This window comes from Paraburkholderia jirisanensis (genome assembly GCF_054782355.1).
This window is the reverse complement of sequence record NZ_BAAGSQ010000033.1, coordinates 826,163-841,018: the sequence shown is the minus strand read 5'-3', so window position 1 is coordinate 841,018 and position 14,856 is coordinate 826,163. Positions and strand designations below refer to the sequence as shown.

Here is a 14,856-nt window from a genome sequence, read left to right as displayed (position 1 = left end):
GCGTTCCTCGATGCGGTCGATGTTCGTTATACGGTGACCGTGCGGAAATCCGTCGCGGGCGGCGCCGATTTCTGCGGGCTCAATTCTGCTGACTCGCCGGCTTGCCTTGCCCCGCTGCCTGACTCGCCGCACGCGGCTGCGCCGGCAAGCGCCACTGCCCCCGTTGCGTCAGGCTTTGCGCAAACTGCGCGCGCTCATCCGGGCTCAGCGTCGCGGCGAAATTGGCCACGCCTTGCTCGACGCGCGCACGCAACGCGTTGTCTGCATCGCGGGTGTGAGCCAGCGCCGCATCGAGCGCGGCCCGGTCGAGTTGCGGTGCCGCGAGCAGCCGCAGCACGTCGTGCCGCGCGTCGCGTCCGTCGCGGGTGAACGGCCGGCCGTCGCGGCGCGCTTCCTTCAGCGCGGCGGCGAACTGCTGCTGGCGTTCGGCGGAAAGATCCTGCGCGGCAAACCGGAGTGCATGCTGCTGCGCATCGGTTTGCGCCGACTGCGCCGCATGGCTGCGATTCGCAAACCATTGCCACGCACCGCCTGCGATGCCGCCAAGCAGAAACACGTTCAACACCAGCGACGCGACCAGCGCGATTTTCCATGAGCGGTTCATTCGCCGCTCCAGTCGGCGGGCATGCCGCCGAAACTGGTGGTGAGCGATGCGGCATCGGGCGGCGCGGCAACCGGGGCCGGCGCGCCGCCGAGCAGCAACAGCAGCGACATCGCGAACGCGCCGGCTGCGCAGCCCGCGAGGCCCGCGCCGACAAACGCGGCGCCCGACCACCACAGCCGGCCGCGGCGCGGTTGATCGTGGCGCGGCTGATCGCGGCCCGCCCAATCGTGACCCGACCGATCGCGGCCCGGCCGATCGTGACCCGGCCGATCGTGACCCGGCCGATCGTGGCCCGGCCGATCGTGGCCCGGCCGATCGTGACCCGACCGATCGCGGCCCGACTCATCGCGGCCCGGCCGATCGTGACCCAGCCGATCGTGACCCAGCCGATCGCGCGGCTGCGCCGCGGGCGGTGCCGCAGCGGCGATGCGGCGCGCCAGCGCAGGGTCCGGCGCGGTGACAGTTGCATGCGGCAGCCACGCATCGAGTTGCGCGGCTTCGTTAAGCAGCGCGTCGGCGGCGGCGCGATGTTGCGCCGCCCAGGCTCGAGCGGCGGCGCGTTCCTGCGCCGGCCAGCGGTTCGGGTCGGCGCCGTACGCGTCGACGATGGCGCGAAAGCGTTCAGCTGTCATCTGAGGTCCTCGTACGGGTATTGGCCTGGCCGGTGGGCTGGGCCGCGGATTGGCCCGCGGGTCGATCCGATCCGGCCAGCTGCGCGCGCAGATTGCGGCGGGCGCGCGCGAGCAGGCTTTCCAGCGCATCGACCGTGATGCCCATCAGGCTCGCGGCTTCCACGTTGGAAAGCTCCTGGTAATAGTTGAGCACCAGCGCCTCGCGCTGGCGCACCGGCAGCGCGGCCAGCGCCGCCTGCACGCGGGCGGCGCGCGAGCGCGCTTCGAGGCGCACGTCGGGCAGCGGGGCGGGATCGGCGCTGTCCGGCAGCTCGTCGGCGGGTTCGTCCGGTTGCTTGCGCAAGCGGTCGTAGCACAGGTTCAGCGCGACGCGGTGCAGCCACGTGTCGAAGCGCGCCTCGCCTTCGCGCCAGCGCGGCGCATGCTGCCAGATGCGCAGAAACGCTTCCTGGGCGACATCTTCGGCTTCCATGCGGTCTCCGAGCATGCGTACCGCCAGCGCGAGCAGGCGCGGCAGCTTGCGCGCAACCAGCGTGCGCACGGCCGCCGGGTCGCGCTGGCCGACCTGGGCGATGAGGTCCGCGTCGGGGTCGCGCCCGCTCAATGCGCGGCATCCCGGTTGATGCGCCGCGGCGCGGTGCGCGGCTTGGGGGCGGCGCTCATTGTTGTTTCTCCATGGGGTTCGGGCATTGCCGCTGCGGCGGGTTTTTTACTTGAACGGCGTTCGCAGAAAAATCCGTCGCGTCGTGTGGCGCGGGGGCGGACTGTGCAGCGCCGCGTGCCACACAAACTGACCTGTCGTTGCGTCGCGTCATCTGGAATCCGCTCCCGCTCCCACCTCGGCGTCTATATTTTCTGCCGGTTGTGTCGATTTCGGGCGCACCGGAGCGTCGTCATGTCAAAGGCGCGCGATCGCGGTGAGGCGAATGCCTCGGCGCCGCACGGCTTCGACAACCCGTTCAATGAGGAGAACCGCAATGCGTGTGATGGTAATCGTGAAGGCCACCCAGCAGTCCGAAGCTGGCGAGCTGCCCAGCACCGAACTGCTCACGGCAATGGGCAAGTACAACGAGGAACTCGTGAAGGCGGGCGTCATGCAGGCCGGTGAAGGTCTGCAGCCCAGCGCGCGCGGCAAGCGGGTGCGCTTTTCGGGCAGCACGCGCAGCGTGACCGACGGGCCGTTCGCCGAAACCAAGGAGCTGATTGCCGGCTTCTGGCTGTGGCAGGTCGCTTCGATGGACGAGGCGGTCGAATGGGTCAAACGCTGCCCGAACCCGATGCCGGGCGATTCCGACATCGAGATCAGGCAGGTCTTCGAGGCAGAGGATTTCGGCGCGCAGATGACGCCCGAACTGCGCGAACAGGAAAACCGTCTGCGCGAGAAACTCGACGCTGCGGCGCAGCCTAAGGATTCGCGCTAGGCGGCGCCGCGGGCATGCGCGCGCACGCCCGCGCCAGACATCATGCTTACGCCGCCGGTGCGGTCGGCGAGTTCGGTGTGTAGCGGCGCAGCCGCTGTGCGATCAGATGCGACGGCTTTTCGATCAGCCGATAGAACGTGTAGCTGATCGCCAAGGCCAGCGCCACTTCGACGAACCACGCAAAGCGGCCGTTCTCGTTGAACGTGGTGGTTTCGAGCAGCGACAGCGCGATCTTGTGGCACAGGTACAGGCTGTACGACCACGCGCCCAGCACCGCGAGCTTCGACCACAGTTTCGCGTCGGAAGGCGTCGCCGTTTCGGTCGCGATCCAGATGGCCGCGATGAACTGGAAAATCGGCAGCGAAACGTCGGCCGTGACGAGCGGGATGAATTTCGGCTTCAGGCTCGACTCGGACAGCAAGGTCATGATCAGCGCGCCCGACAGCATGATCGCGCAGCGAAACGCGATCAGGTGGCCGGACAGCCGGGCGACGCATGCATCGAGCACGCGCTTCATCAGCAGCGTGGTGCGCGAGTACGCGCCAGGCACCCGGAATTGCGACGTGTTGCGCTGCGTCTCGGCGATAAAGCAGCCGAGTATCCAGCCGGCTGCGTAGAGCAGGGCCGTACCGGGCACGTGGTACGTCTCGTACACGCAGCTATGGCACTCCGGATGGCCGAACAGGCGCACCGCAGCCACCATTGCCGCGCCGGCCAGCACGCTGAGCACCACCATATCGCCGATATAGCGAAAGCGCGGGCGCAGCAGCGGGTACACCGCGTAATACACCATCTCGCAGTACAGCGACCACAGCACCGAACCGACATAGTTCTGCCCGGTCGGCAGCGGGTTGACCAGCAGCAGCAGAACCACCAGCGGCAGGCCAATGCGGATAAAGCGCGATGCGTAGTAGTTGATCGGCTTGAGTGCCGCATCCCGGTGGTATGCGTTGTGGATGCAGTAGCCGGAGATCACGAAGAACACGATCACCGCTGCGGGCCCGGCGAACAGCGCCGTCGAACCGGACCACAACGCACCGCCGATGAAACCCAGCTTGTGCGGCAGCAGCGCCTTGAATGCGGGAGGCTTGAAGTGATACATCAAGACCCAGAACGCAGCCATAAAGCGAATCGCATCGATCTTCAGCGATTTGCTCTTGCCCGTCTGAGCCGAAGCCGAAGCCGCTGCCGAAGCCGGCAATGCGTGGGCTGTCGTCATGAATACCGCCTTGTGTTTCGGGTTGCCGTGACGATCGATCCTACTGGCGGACTAGGCGGGCAAAAATGGAAAAAAAAGCGAAATTAATGGATGGTCAGGTCGGATTTGCCGAATCCGGCCGGCCCGCGTCAAAAATGCCTGCGCGATGCGAAGTGCATCGCATGGCGGCATTTTCCAACGGGCGTGCGGGGTGGATTGCGCGGCAGCGTTTCCTATTTGCCGATCGCGCTGGTATCGGGCTGCGTGCTGTTGCGATTACGGTTGCGTAACAGCAAGGCCATCGCCACCACCACAAGCAGTGCCGTGCACGCCGAGAACAGCAGGGCGGCGTGACGCATATCGATCATTTGCACCGCCACACCGAGGCCGACGATGGGCAGCGAGATCGCCACGTAGAGCACCACGAAGTACGTCGAGGTTACGCCGGCGCGGGCATCGGCCGGACTGCGTGCGGTGATGTCGCCGAGCCCTGCGCGAAAGCTGGCGCCCTGGCCCGCGCCGGCAAACAGTGCACCGCCGATGAGGGCGGCGCTCGAGCGGGTGGCCACTGCGAGTGCGATCAGCACGAGGCCTGCGAGCAATCCGGCGCAGCCGGCGGGCAGTCTCCACGGCGCGGCGAGACGCCCTTGCAGCGCCTGGCCGAGCGCCGAACTGACGAACAGCAGGAACACCACAAAGCCGATCGCGAGATCGCTGTGAAAGCCGAGTTCGGCACGCATCAGCTGCGGGCTGACCGCAGTGAAAAAGCCGATCACGACGAAGCCCGCGAAACCCGCCAGCGCAGCCGGCATAAACACGCTGCGCACTTCGCGCGGCAGCGCCAGCCGTTGCACGCGCAACTTCGGCTGCGCGGCGACCTGGACGGTTTCCGGCACGCTGCGCACTGCCAGCGCCGCGCTGCACAGCAGCGCAAGATGCACCGCATACGGCGCGAGCATCGGCGCCGGCAGGTATTGCACGATCAGCCCGCCGATCACGGGGCCGCAGCCGAGGCCAAGCATGTTGGACGCGGTGGCGGCGAAAGTGGCCGTGCTACGTCGCGCCGCAGGCGCGGCTTCGATCACCGCAACCGTGGCGGTGCCGGTGAAGATGCCGGCCGATACGCCGGACAGCAATCGTCCCACCATCAGTCCGGCCAGGTTGTCGCTCAGCATGAACACGACAGCCGAGGCCGCGGACGCGGCGAGGCCAGCCATCAGCATCCGTTTGCGACCGAGCTGGTCGGACCAGTTGCCGACCAGCAGCAACGCGCCGAGCACGCCGACTGCGTAGCTCGCGTAAATCACCGTGATGATGGCCGGCGTGAAACCGTAAGCCAGCTGATAGTAGCGATAGACCGCCGTGGGCAGCGTCGTGCCCATCATATTGATGACGAACGCGAATGCCACTGCGAGAAAGGCATGCGACGCGCGTGGCGCGTCTGGGTCTGTGTGCATCGAACACCGGGTGCGGGTTGCGGGGCAAGCGTTCGATTATCGTCAATGCAGAGGCTTTCTGTATAGCGTTGTAGTTGGCGTCGTCGTGCGGTGGTTCCGCGGCGACGTCGGACGTCACGATCAGTCGAACTTGTGCCATGGCATCAAAAATCGTTCGAGACGTCCGACCAGAAACGACAGGAACAGCGCAAGCGCGATCGTCACCACCACGCCGGCAAACACCTTCGGAATGATGTACAGGCTGCCGGCCTTGAAAATCGCGTGCCCCAGCCCGTCGGACGACGACATGAATTCGCCGATGATCGCGCCGATCAGCGCAAAGCCGACGGTCAGCTTCAGGCCCGCGAAAATGTCGCGCAGCGACGCGGGAATCACCAGTTTCAGGAAGATCTGGCGTTTTGCCGCGCCGAGTGTGCGCATCAGGTTGATCTGGTCGTCGTCGATGCCGGTGGCGCCTTTGTAGGCGATCACGAGCGCGACCACCACCACCGAAAGCGTCGACATCGCAAGCTTCGACGCCATGCCGGTGCCGAACCAGATAATCATGATCGGTGCGAGCGCCACGATCGGAATCGAGCCGAGCGCGACGATAAACGGCTGCACGACCTTCGACACGAAGCGCGAGTACCACAGCGAAAGACCGAGCAGCGTGCCGATCACATTGCCCAGGACGAAGCCGAGCAGCGTTTCGAGGCCGGTCACGCCGGTGTCGTGCACGAGGCTGCCGTCCTGTTCCATCTGCACCAGAAAGCCCCAGATCTGCGACGGCGAACCGAACAGGAACGCGTTCAAGGTCTGCCTTGACGTGGCGTATTGCCAGAGTCCGAGCAGCAGCGCGAGCAGCAGCAGCTGGCACGCGAAGATGCCGAGCTTGCCGCGCCATTGGCGCAGCAGGCGGCGCCGCCGCTGCACGTGCGCGGGCAGCGCGGCGCGGGTGTCGAGGTTGTCGCGGGTGTCGGCGGGCGACGCGTAGGTGGCGTTGCGATTGGGTTTCAGCACGCGTGGCTCCTCGTTCAACGTTCGCCCATGCGCACGTCGAGTTGCGACCAGATCTCGCGCACCCGTGCCGCGAAGCCCGGCGCGTCGCGCATCGCCATCATGTCGCCGCGTTCGCCGGCGAGACGGATGTCGTGAATCGCGCGAATCCGCGAAGGGCGGTGCGTCAGCACGATCACGCGGTCGGACAGCGATACGGCTTCTTCTACATCATGTGTGATCAGCAGCACCGAGCGCCCTTCGCTGCGCACGAGGCGCGCCATGTCGCTTTCGAGCACGACCTTGGTCTGGAAGTCGAGCGCGGCGAATGGCTCGTCGAGCAGCAGCACCTCGGGGTCGGTGACCAGCGTGCGAGCCAGCGCGACGCGCTGGCGCATGCCGCCGGACAAGGCCGATGGATAGTAGTCGTAGTAAGGCGCAAGGCCGACCTTGCCGAGCATCGCGAGCGCCTTCTTGTCGCGGTGCGCGCGCGGCATGCCGGCCATTTCGAGGCCGAGCGTTACGTTGGCAAGCGCCGTGCGCCACGACATCAGCATGTCTTTCTGCAGCATGTAGCCGATGCCGCGCGGCACATCCGCGAGCGGTGCGCCGTGCCACAGCACTTCTCCGCGGGTTGGGCGGGTCAGGCCGCTCAACAGGTTCAGCAGCGTGGTCTTGCCGCAGCCGGACGGGCCCACCAGGCTGACGATTTCCCCTGCGCGCAAGTCGAACGAAATGTCGCCGATCACGAGGTTGGCGGCTTCGTCGTCGCCGTATTTCTTGCCCACGCCGCGTGCGGCAAGCGGCACGGTTGCAGCGTGCGGCACGTGCGGCTCTGCTTGCGCGGCGGCGCGCGCATCGGCCGCTCGACGTGCGGCCGCATCAGCCGATCCTGGCGCGGCCGACGTGCCGCTTGCGCGATGCGTGACGGGGCGCGTCACTTCGCGGCGACCGTCGCGCCCGTGCCTGTCGCCGCGGTTTTGGCCGCCTTGTCGGCGAAGCGGTTGTCGATCACCGCATCGAAGCCTAGCGACGCCTGCACGTTGCCGAGATACTTCTGCATCGTCATCAGGTTTTGCCACTGTTTCGGGTCGACTGGAATGGTCTGCGCGGGAATCTTGTATTGCAACTCCATGTCGATTGCGCGGTTGACGACGTCGGCGGGCACGTCGGGGAATTCCGCGCGCGCGACTTCCTTCGCGTAATCGGGCTTCGCGTAGGTGAGACGCGCGGACTCTTCGAGCGCATCGATCAGCGCCTGCACGACTTGCGGATTCGCTTTCACATAGTCGGGCAGCACCATCACGCCGGTGTTGCAGAACGGCCCCATGTAGCTCGAAAAATCGAATACGACCTTCGCACCTTGCGAAATCGCGGCCGCGACGTTCGGCTGATAGGCGACCGCGACATCCGCGCGGCCCGCGAGCATCGCGCCGATTTCGGTGCCGGGGTTCACTTCGACGATCTTTGCATCGCTGCCAAGCTTCAGACCCGCGTCCTGCATCAGCTTCTTGGTCACGCTGTAGTTTGTGTTCGGGTCGGGCGACGTGACGAATGTCAGCCCTTTGAAGCCTTGCGGATTCTTGATCGGCGCGGCCACCGTCTTCGATACGCCGAAGTAGTGCGCGCGCTGCACCAGCGTGCCGATCACCATGCCGGGGCCGCCGCGTTCGCGCGACATTTCGACCATCGTCGGATCGCCGACCGCGAATTGCGCGGTCTTGCCGAGCACGGCCGCGAAGGCCTGCGTGTCGCCGCCCGCGGCGGTGACGTGTAGCGCGAGGCCGTGCTTTTCGAAGATGCCGGCGTGCTGTCCGACATACAGATCGATGTAGCCGAGATTGTGGACCGCTTCGACGAATTCGATCGGCTGTGGCGCGGCGGCTTCGGCAGCGGCCGTGGTGCATAGCGCTGCGATGACCGCTGCGGTGCGGACGATGAAGCGTGTGGGTTCAGTGTGAAAGGCGAGCGGGGCGGAGGAACCGGCGGGAAGCAGGGATTTCATCTTTCGTAAAACTCCATTCAGCGTGGAAAAGAGCAGCGAGAGATCGATGCGCACTGCGTACGCGTGCTTCAGCGATGACGGTTCATGATAGGAATGTCAAAAATGGCGGGTGTTGTGCAGGGGCGAACTACTTCTTGTGCTGGCGCGAACGGCAGACGCACCGGAACGCACCAGAACGCAGCAACGCGCGCCGTGTTTGCGGCGCGCGTTGGTGCAGATCAGGTTGCTGGGCCAGGCATGCGATGCCGTTGAGCCGCTCACGTTCATGTTCATGTACATGCTCATGATCGCGGCGAGCGGCCGCGTCGCTCAATCGGCTGCGGGCATGTCCAGCACCGTATCGTTGATGCGGTTGAAGGTGTTCGTGAAGATCGTCAGCGAGATCGCCAGCGTGATGTCCACCAGTTGCACATCGGTGTAGCCGGCTACCTTGATCGCCGCGAATTCGTCGGCGCTGATCGTGCCGCTGGTTTGCTGCAGGGTCTTCACGAAGCGCACCAGCGCATCGCGCTTTGCATCGCCGGTCGGCTGGCCCGCGCGGATCTGCTTGAGGGTCGCGGGTGCGAGGCCCGTCATCTTGCCGATCATCACGTGTGCGGCGACACAGTAGTCGCAACCCGTCAGCTCGCTGACAAGCAGCTTGATCGTTTCCACGTCCTGCTTCGACAGTGTGCTCGCTGCGAGCACGCTTTCACCGTTCAGCACGGCCTTCAATGCGTCAGGCGACAGCGCGCCGACCGCGGCGAACAGATTCGGCAGACCGCCGATGGCTTTCTTGACCTGGGCATAGACTTCGGCAGTCGCGCCGGTTGCGCTGGCGATGTCGGGGATAGCGATACGGCTCATCGTGTGGCTCCTTGAATGGTGTTGAGGAGCCGCCACTGTAAGACGCGGAGTCCGAAGTTTTAACGCTCGAAAAGCTCGAGGAATTGCTCATTCGGCTCATGCGCCGTTGAGGATTCAGTTGCGTGTCCGCTTGTGTGTCCGCTTGTGTGTCCATTGTGTGTCGCGCCGTCGTTGCAGCTCGGAGCGGGAGTCGGAAATCGGGGCTGGTCTGCATCGAAGGACGCAGTGGCCGTGGCATTGCCGCGCGGTAAACGCAGAAAGAGCCAGCAGGAAATCCTGCTGGCTCTTTGCCTTTGAAACCTGTGTGCTATCTGGCGCAGTGGAGCTTTACAACTTCGAGCAAACCGCACGCGATGCCCGTTGTGGGATGCTGGCGTGCTGCGCGAACGGTGCGCAATGACGCGAGTGCCGGACGATCCGGTCGACGGTGGCACGCGCAACCGCCAGCCGTGCCCTGCGTGCTACATGTGCGAGCCGTGCCGCACTGGCCGGCGAGCGCGCTGCCTGCCACGCCGCGATCCAGCCGATCACCGTCCAGCCCAGCAGCACATTGAGGACCGTGATTGAAAGCGCATTGTCATGTTCGCGTGCGTCTGCTTCCAGCGAAGGCACCAGGTACAGTATTAATGCGCCCACCACAACGAGCGCCTGGACATATTGGGTCATTGCATTACCTCAGAGATCGTTCGAAACAATTGCCGATTGCGCTACCGCAATGTGCAAATACGTTAGCCGCCAATGTAGGCCAGTTCGAGTCTTGAGCGTAAGCGTTTGCGCGCAAATCACTGTCGCGGTTTTGCGAATAATCATGCGGGTGGGCGCAGTAACGCGAGCGGGTGAAGCCGATTGCTTACGACGCACCGTTACCGCGCGTCAGATAGGCGATGCGTTCGCGCACCACGCCGATCGCCTGTTTCAGTGCATATACATCCTGGAAGTAGCGTTGCGGCATCGGGATCCGGTTCGCGTGCGCATCGATGGTGTCGATCTCTTCGTTCCATTGCGCCAGCTGTTCCGCGTCTGGTTTCGGGGTCTGCCAGATCTCGTCCTCGAGCGACTTCAGTTCGCGGTACCAGACGATCAGCCGCTTTTTGATGCGGCTTTCCAGCATGCGCGGCAGCGCCTGCAGCAGGCCTGCCAGCACGGCGAGAAACGGTACGAGAATCAGCAGGCGCCGCTCGATGAAGCTGGCCAGCCAGAACGGCAGATAGCGCTGCAGAAACGGCGGCCCGGATTTGAAATACCGCTCGCTTTCGTCCGACAGCGGGAATTCGGCGGTCTTCAGGTTCGGAAATGAGCCAAGCGGCGTGAAGTAATCTTCGCCGCCATGCACGGCTTTGGCCGCCGCCAGCAGCACATAGATCAGCGCAGGATGCAGCGAATCTTTCGCGACCAGCAGCGCGGTGGCGGCCAGCAGCGTGATGTCCGCCGGCGGTAGGTCCTTGATGATGCTGGTGGAGCCGCGCGGGTACACGATCTTCGACAGCGACGGGAATTTCTGCGCGAGCGCGTCGGCTTGCGCGAAGCTCATCAGCTTCAGGTCGCTGTTCAGCAGGGTTTGCTGCATCGGCGCATCGGGCCGGCCGATGAAGAATGCGGCGTCGAGCTGGCGGCTCTCGAGCGCACGGTAGGCGTCGTTGGCATCCATCTCGACGAGCTGCGTGTTGTCGCGTGTCATGCCGCTGTAGCTCAGCAACACCAGCGCAACGTTCTGCAAGCCGCTGCCCGGTACGCCGATCGCAATGCGCTTGCCGCGCAATTGCGTCAACTGGTCGATGGTCTGGCCGCCGCGGTAGAACACCCAGATCGGTTCGTATGAAACCGCGGCGATGGTCTGCAGGTTGTCGGTATCCTTCGGGCTCGTCGTGCCCGACTGGATAAAGCCGACTTCGTAGGGCGAGTTCGGATCGGTGAGGCGCTGGTAGTTTTCCACCGACCCCGACGACGCGTGAATGTCGAGCGTCACGCCCTGGCGTTTCAGCAGCGGTGCGTAGCGGTCGGCGAAGCCGCGGTAGATGCCCTGGTCCGCGCCGGTCGTGATCACGATGCGGTTATGCAGCGCCGGTTCAATGATGATGTAGATGGCCCACGCCAGCACGGCAAAGGCCAGCACGATGCCACCGATGATCAGCCGGCGCCGCGCCGGCGTCATGGCCACCGGCTGGATGCGGTGCAGGATCGGATCGCGTTTAGCCATCGTCAGGCCTTGCGGCTGCGGGCCGCAGGCGCGCGCCGTGTGCCGTGTGCGTGCGCGCGATGCGCGCCGCGGCAACCCCGAAGCACGCGCATGACGGTCGGCGTGTGCGGCTCGTTCATGTCGCTATCACCGTTTTAATGAGGTGGTTTTTATTGCGGCCGCGTGCGGCGTCCGATGTGTCGTGGCAGCTTTAATGCAGCTTGAAAACCGACGCGGTAGACTGGCGCGCCCTTGTCCTCGCATGGTATCCGACATGTCCGATATTCGACCAGATCATTTAATGGCCGCGCGGCGCGCGCCCGATGCGGCGTTGCCGGCCGGCCCGCGCCATCGCGGCGTGCAGCGCATGCGTACGGCATTGGCGGTGGTCTGCTGGGTCAGCGCGGCGTTTTTCGCCGTCTATATTGCGGTCTTTTATTGCGGCGCGCTCGTGGTCGATTCGATGAACGACTGGAACGCGGTGTTGCCGCGTCTGTACGGGCCCGGGATGGGCGTCGCGACCGGCATGATGGGGCTGCATATGGCCGCTGGCGCGGCGTTGTTGCTGCTGGGGCCGATCCAGTTTTTCACGGCGCGCGAGGCCGGCGCGAGCGGCGCGCATCGTTGGGGCGGCCGGTTCTATGCGGCCGCCGCGTTGCTTGCCGGTATCGGGGGCCTTACCTATATCGCGCGCAGCGGCACGGTCGGCGGGATGCCGATGACGGTCGGGTTCTCGATATACGGCGTGTTGATGATCGTGGCCTCAGTCGAAACCGTGCGCCATGCGCGCGCGCATCGCATCGTGCGCCATCGCGCATGGGCGATCCGCCTGTTCGCGCTGGCGATCGGCTCGTGGCTGTACCGGATGGACTACGGCGTCTGGCTCAAGGCCGTGCATGGCCCGGGTCACCTGCATTCGTTCCAGGGGCCGTTCGACGTCGTGATGTCGTTCTTTTTCTACGTGCCGAACCTGATTGTTGCGGAAGCGTTGATCCGCAGACAGGCCGTGCGGCCGCTCAGCCGGGCCGGCGGCGTGGTGGCCGTGCTCGCGCTGGGCCTGACGACGCTGGTGACGGCTGTCGTGACCTATCTGTTCGCGCAGTCGTACTGGTGGCCGCACATCGTTGCGCGCTTCACCGGGTAACGATGCTGCGATCGTCGACACCGGTGATAAGAATAGATTGAGCGTGCATGGAGCACGCCGGTGCGAGTCGTGGTCGCAGAGTACGACGAAGGGAGTCGCCCGGATATCCCGCATGCAGGCAGCGGAGCGCCAGCGGCCGTCGCGCATTTGCGGGTAGACTTTGCGTATGGAAAAGTGCCGTTACTGCGACAAGATGCGTGACGAATGGGATTGCCACGGCCCAGAATGTCGCACGGCTATCGCGAGAGCACTGCGCCGGCAACGCCAGGGCCTGCCGATGGTGCCCAAGGTGATCCGCAACGAAATTCCCGCGGGCGCGACCACCGGCGAAATCATCACGCGGCTGTCGCAGCAGCGTAAGCGCGCGCGCCGCGGCAACGAAGAACGGCGCGAGCGCAAGTCACTGGATGGCCCCGACGTCGACTGATCGCGTGATGGCAGGCGCCGTGCCGCGCGCGCCGCTCGTCACCGGTGCGGATGCTTTAGATGCAGCGAAACCTGGGTGGTGACGCTGGCGAGAATGGCCAGTGAACCGATAGTCGCGAGCAGGGCGCAGAACATGGGAACCTCGCAGCATAAAGAATCAAAAGCACTCGGCGCATCGCGGCTCAGTGCAGCAGCGCGGGCGCGTAAGTGCGTACGAAAAACACCAGCGTGATACAGAACGTCAGCACTAACGTGGCCGCGCGAATCACGCCCGCCGGCGCACGCCGGCCGATCTGCGCGCCGCCGTAGCCGCCGGCGATCGCGGCGACCAGCATCGCCAGCGTCTGCTGCCATTGCACCGCTTGCGCGACGACGAAGGTCAGCACTGCGATCGCGTTCGCCGCACTGACAAGCAGCGTGCGCGGCGCGTTCAGGCTTTTCAGGTCGCGCTTGTCGAGCAAGCCCCACGCGGCAATCATCATGATCCCTACGGCGCCGCCGAAATAGCCGCCGTATATGCCGAGCGCGAACTGTACGGCAAGTACCGCGCGTGGCCGGATTTGCCAGCGGCTGCGCAGTATTTCGCCGAGCCGCCGGCCGAACGCGAGCGCGAGGCTCGCGATCAGCAGCAGCCATGGCAGTGCAAACGAAAAGACCGCCGACGAACAACAAAGCAGCAGCACGGCACCGGCGAAGCCGCCCAGCAGTGTCGCGATCAGCAGCGGGCGCAGGTCGACCGAGCCGACCGGCCCGAGCCCATCGCGGTAAGCCCATGCGCTGGCCACGCCGCCCGGAAACAAGGCGACGGTGCTCGACGCGTTCGCCTGAACCGGCGCGACGCCGGCAGCGATCAGCGCCGGCAGGCTGACGAACGAGCCGCCGCCGGCCAGCGCGTTCATCGCGCCAGCCACCAGTCCCGCGCCGGAAACCAGAATGAGTGGATGCATGAGCGGATGCTAACGGCGAGCGCCAGCCGTCACAATCGGGCAATTCCAATGCTAGACTTCGGCAAAACCGAAGCCCCCCGGCACACCCAGCACAGCGAGGAGACCTGACGCATGCGTTTCGATCTGACCGATATGCGGCTGTTTCTGACGGTGGTCGAGCGCGGCAGTCTCACGCAAGGCGCGCAGGCGATGCATCTGGCGCTGGCGTCGGTCAGCGAGCGGATTGCCGGCATGGAAGCGGCACTCGGTGCGCCGCTACTCGAACGCACCCGCCGCGGCGTGCAGGCAACGCCGGCCGGCGAAGCACTGGTGCGGCATGCGCGCGCGATTCTCGAGCAGGTCGAACAGATGCGCGGCGAACTGCGCACCTACGGCAGCGGCCTCAAAGGCCGCATCCGGCTGCTGTCGAATACGGCTGCGCTGGCGACGTTTTTGCCGCCGCATTTGCTGCGCTTTCTGACCCGCTACCCCGATCTGTCGATCGATCTGGATGAGCGCAGCAGCGCCGAGATGGTGCCCGCGCTCGCCGAAGGACGCGCGGACCTCGGCGTGATTGCCGATATCGCCGATCTCGCTTCGTTGCAGACGCATCCGATTGCGCAAGACCAGCTGGTGGTCGTCGCAAGCCGCGCGCATCGGGTCGGCGCGGCGGCTTCAGTGGCGTTCGCGGAGATTCTCGACGAGGATTTCGTCGGGCTGGCGGATGCCGCGCTGGAAACCCATCTGGCCGAACGCGCGTCGCGGCTCGGCCGCCAGCTGCATTACCGGATTCACATGCGCGGCATCGAGCATGTCGCGGCGATGGTGGAGGCGGGCGTCGGCATCGCGATCCTGTCGCACGCCTATACCGACATGCTGCGCCGGCCGGGGCTGGTGATCGTGCCGCTTGCCGAACCGTGGGCCGCGCGGCGGCTGCATCTGTGCGCGCGCGATTTCGCCGCGCTGGCGCCGCATGCGCAACTGCTGGCGGCGCAGTTGCTCGGCAAGGATGCATCGGCAACCTGAGCGCGTGGCGCGTGGCGGAT

Annotated in this window: 15 protein-coding genes and 1 pseudogene; 4 read left to right on the top strand and 12 right to left on the bottom strand. The window is 65.4% G+C overall.

Going from position 1 to position 14,856, the window contains the following annotated elements; translation table 11 throughout:
• Nucleotides 1–79 precede the first annotated feature (79 nt).
• The 3 genes and pseudogenes from ACYVNQ_RS35785 to ACYVNQ_RS35775 all read right to left on the bottom strand — a co-directional run.
• Nucleotides 80–604, bottom strand: a complete 525-nt coding sequence (locus tag ACYVNQ_RS35785) for a periplasmic heavy metal sensor (protein ID WP_460910156.1) — start codon at nt 602–604, stop codon at nt 80–82.
• Nucleotides 601–1,236 (bottom strand): hypothetical protein, encoded by a 636-nt coding sequence (locus tag ACYVNQ_RS35780; RefSeq protein WP_460910154.1) that lies wholly within the window; start codon nt 1,234–1,236, stop codon nt 601–603. Before ACYVNQ_RS35780 ends, ACYVNQ_RS35785 begins: the two co-directional genes overlap by 4 nt.
• Nucleotides 1,226–1,873 (bottom strand): annotated as a pseudogene (locus ACYVNQ_RS35775) (RNA polymerase sigma factor); the annotation flags it as partial. The pseudogene ACYVNQ_RS35775 and the gene ACYVNQ_RS35780, both read right to left, overlap by 11 nt.
• Before the next feature lie 340 nt (nt 1,874–2,213).
• On the opposite strand from ACYVNQ_RS35775, the gene ACYVNQ_RS35770 reads away from it, so the two are divergent.
• The gene (locus tag ACYVNQ_RS35770) at nt 2,214–2,657 is read left to right on the top strand and encodes a YciI family protein (RefSeq protein ID WP_460910152.1); all 444 of its coding nucleotides are present in this window, start codon (nt 2,214–2,216) and stop codon (nt 2,655–2,657) included.
• A 46-nt stretch (nt 2,658–2,703) separates the two neighbouring features.
• Here the strand turns inward: ACYVNQ_RS35770 and ACYVNQ_RS35765 are convergent, their stop codons facing one another.
• From ACYVNQ_RS35765 to ACYVNQ_RS35730, 8 genes are all read right to left on the bottom strand, one after another.
• Nucleotides 2,704–3,876 (bottom strand): acyltransferase family protein, encoded by a 1,173-nt coding sequence (locus tag ACYVNQ_RS35765; RefSeq protein ID WP_460910150.1) that lies wholly within the window; start codon nt 3,874–3,876, stop codon nt 2,704–2,706.
• A gap of 212 nt (nt 3,877–4,088) precedes the next feature.
• Nucleotides 4,089–5,312: an MFS transporter gene (locus ACYVNQ_RS35760; RefSeq protein ID WP_460910148.1), complete on the bottom strand. Its 1,224-nt coding sequence runs from the start codon at nt 5,310–5,312 to the stop codon at nt 4,089–4,091.
• 120 nt (nt 5,313–5,432) lie between these two features.
• Nucleotides 5,433–6,311, bottom strand: coding sequence for an ABC transporter permease (locus ACYVNQ_RS35755; protein ID WP_460910146.1), 879 nt, complete (start codon nt 6,309–6,311; stop codon nt 5,433–5,435).
• Between the two features lie 14 nt (nt 6,312–6,325).
• The gene (locus ACYVNQ_RS35750; RefSeq protein WP_460910144.1) at nt 6,326–7,228 is read right to left on the bottom strand and encodes an ABC transporter ATP-binding protein; all 903 of its coding nucleotides are present in this window, start codon (nt 7,226–7,228) and stop codon (nt 6,326–6,328) included.
• Nucleotides 7,225–8,292, bottom strand: a complete 1,068-nt coding sequence (locus ACYVNQ_RS35745; protein ID WP_460910141.1) for an ABC transporter substrate-binding protein — start codon at nt 8,290–8,292, stop codon at nt 7,225–7,227. The genes ACYVNQ_RS35750 and ACYVNQ_RS35745 overlap by 4 nt, the downstream gene beginning before the upstream one ends.
• 309 nt (nt 8,293–8,601) lie before the next feature.
• Nucleotides 8,602–9,138 (bottom strand): carboxymuconolactone decarboxylase family protein, encoded by a 537-nt coding sequence (locus tag ACYVNQ_RS35740; RefSeq protein ID WP_460910139.1) that lies wholly within the window; start codon nt 9,136–9,138, stop codon nt 8,602–8,604.
• A gap of 327 nt (nt 9,139–9,465) precedes the next feature.
• Nucleotides 9,466–9,804: a superinfection immunity protein gene (locus tag ACYVNQ_RS35735; protein WP_460910137.1), complete on the bottom strand. Its 339-nt coding sequence runs from the start codon at nt 9,802–9,804 to the stop codon at nt 9,466–9,468.
• 184 nt (nt 9,805–9,988) lie between these two features.
• Nucleotides 9,989–11,335 (bottom strand): TAXI family TRAP transporter solute-binding subunit, encoded by a 1,347-nt coding sequence (locus ACYVNQ_RS35730; protein ID WP_460910135.1) that lies wholly within the window; start codon nt 11,333–11,335, stop codon nt 9,989–9,991.
• A 253-nt stretch (nt 11,336–11,588) separates the two neighbouring features.
• Here ACYVNQ_RS35730 and ACYVNQ_RS35725 point away from each other — a divergent pair, with 253 nt between their 5' ends.
• Together ACYVNQ_RS35725 and ACYVNQ_RS35720 are read left to right on the top strand one after the other, a co-directional pair.
• The gene (locus ACYVNQ_RS35725; RefSeq protein WP_460910133.1) at nt 11,589–12,458 is read left to right on the top strand and encodes a DUF2306 domain-containing protein; all 870 of its coding nucleotides are present in this window, start codon (nt 11,589–11,591) and stop codon (nt 12,456–12,458) included.
• A gap of 166 nt (nt 12,459–12,624) precedes the next feature.
• The gene (locus tag ACYVNQ_RS35720; protein ID WP_460910131.1) at nt 12,625–12,885 is read left to right on the top strand and encodes a hypothetical protein; all 261 of its coding nucleotides are present in this window, start codon (nt 12,625–12,627) and stop codon (nt 12,883–12,885) included.
• Between the two features lie 181 nt (nt 12,886–13,066).
• On the opposite strand, the gene ACYVNQ_RS35715 is transcribed toward ACYVNQ_RS35720, so the two are convergent.
• Complete coding sequence (locus ACYVNQ_RS35715) at nt 13,067–13,831, bottom strand: sulfite exporter TauE/SafE family protein (protein ID WP_460910129.1); 765 nt, start codon at nt 13,829–13,831, stop codon at nt 13,067–13,069.
• Nucleotides 13,832–13,942: 111 nt separating this feature from the next.
• Here ACYVNQ_RS35715 and ACYVNQ_RS35710 point away from each other — a divergent pair, with 111 nt between their 5' ends.
• The gene (locus ACYVNQ_RS35710) at nt 13,943–14,836 is read left to right on the top strand and encodes a LysR substrate-binding domain-containing protein (RefSeq protein ID WP_460910127.1); all 894 of its coding nucleotides are present in this window, start codon (nt 13,943–13,945) and stop codon (nt 14,834–14,836) included.
• Nucleotides 14,837–14,856: the final 20 nt, after the last annotated feature.

Excerpts from the sequence above, each read along its gene's own strand:
- ACYVNQ_RS35785 (WP_460910156.1), bottom strand. The coding sequence starts at position 604 with ATGAACCGCTCATGGAAAATCGCGCTGGTCGCGTCGCTGGTGTTGAAC.
- ACYVNQ_RS35780 (WP_460910154.1), bottom strand. The coding sequence starts at position 1,236 with ATGACAGCTGAACGCTTTCGCGCCATCGTCGACGCGTACGGCGCCGAC.
- ACYVNQ_RS35770 (WP_460910152.1), top strand. The coding sequence starts at position 2,214 with ATGCGTGTGATGGTAATCGTGAAGGCCACCCAGCAGTCCGAAGCTGGC.
- ACYVNQ_RS35765 (WP_460910150.1), bottom strand. The coding sequence starts at position 3,876 with ATGACGACAGCCCACGCATTGCCGGCTTCGGCAGCGGCTTCGGCTTCG.
- ACYVNQ_RS35760 (WP_460910148.1), bottom strand. The coding sequence starts at position 5,312 with ATGCACACAGACCCAGACGCGCCACGCGCGTCGCATGCCTTTCTCGCA.
- ACYVNQ_RS35745 (WP_460910141.1), bottom strand. The coding sequence starts at position 8,292 with ATGAAATCCCTGCTTCCCGCCGGTTCCTCCGCCCCGCTCGCCTTTCAC.
- ACYVNQ_RS35740 (WP_460910139.1), bottom strand. The coding sequence starts at position 9,138 with ATGAGCCGTATCGCTATCCCCGACATCGCCAGCGCAACCGGCGCGACT.
- ACYVNQ_RS35735 (WP_460910137.1), bottom strand. The coding sequence starts at position 9,804 with ATGACCCAATATGTCCAGGCGCTCGTTGTGGTGGGCGCATTAATACTG.
- ACYVNQ_RS35730 (WP_460910135.1), bottom strand. The coding sequence starts at position 11,335 with ATGGCTAAACGCGATCCGATCCTGCACCGCATCCAGCCGGTGGCCATG.
- ACYVNQ_RS35725 (WP_460910133.1), top strand. The coding sequence starts at position 11,589 with ATGTCCGATATTCGACCAGATCATTTAATGGCCGCGCGGCGCGCGCCC.
- ACYVNQ_RS35720 (WP_460910131.1), top strand. The coding sequence starts at position 12,625 with ATGGAAAAGTGCCGTTACTGCGACAAGATGCGTGACGAATGGGATTGC.
- ACYVNQ_RS35715 (WP_460910129.1), bottom strand. The coding sequence starts at position 13,831 with ATGCATCCACTCATTCTGGTTTCCGGCGCGGGACTGGTGGCTGGCGCG.
- ACYVNQ_RS35710 (WP_460910127.1), top strand. The coding sequence starts at position 13,943 with ATGCGTTTCGATCTGACCGATATGCGGCTGTTTCTGACGGTGGTCGAG.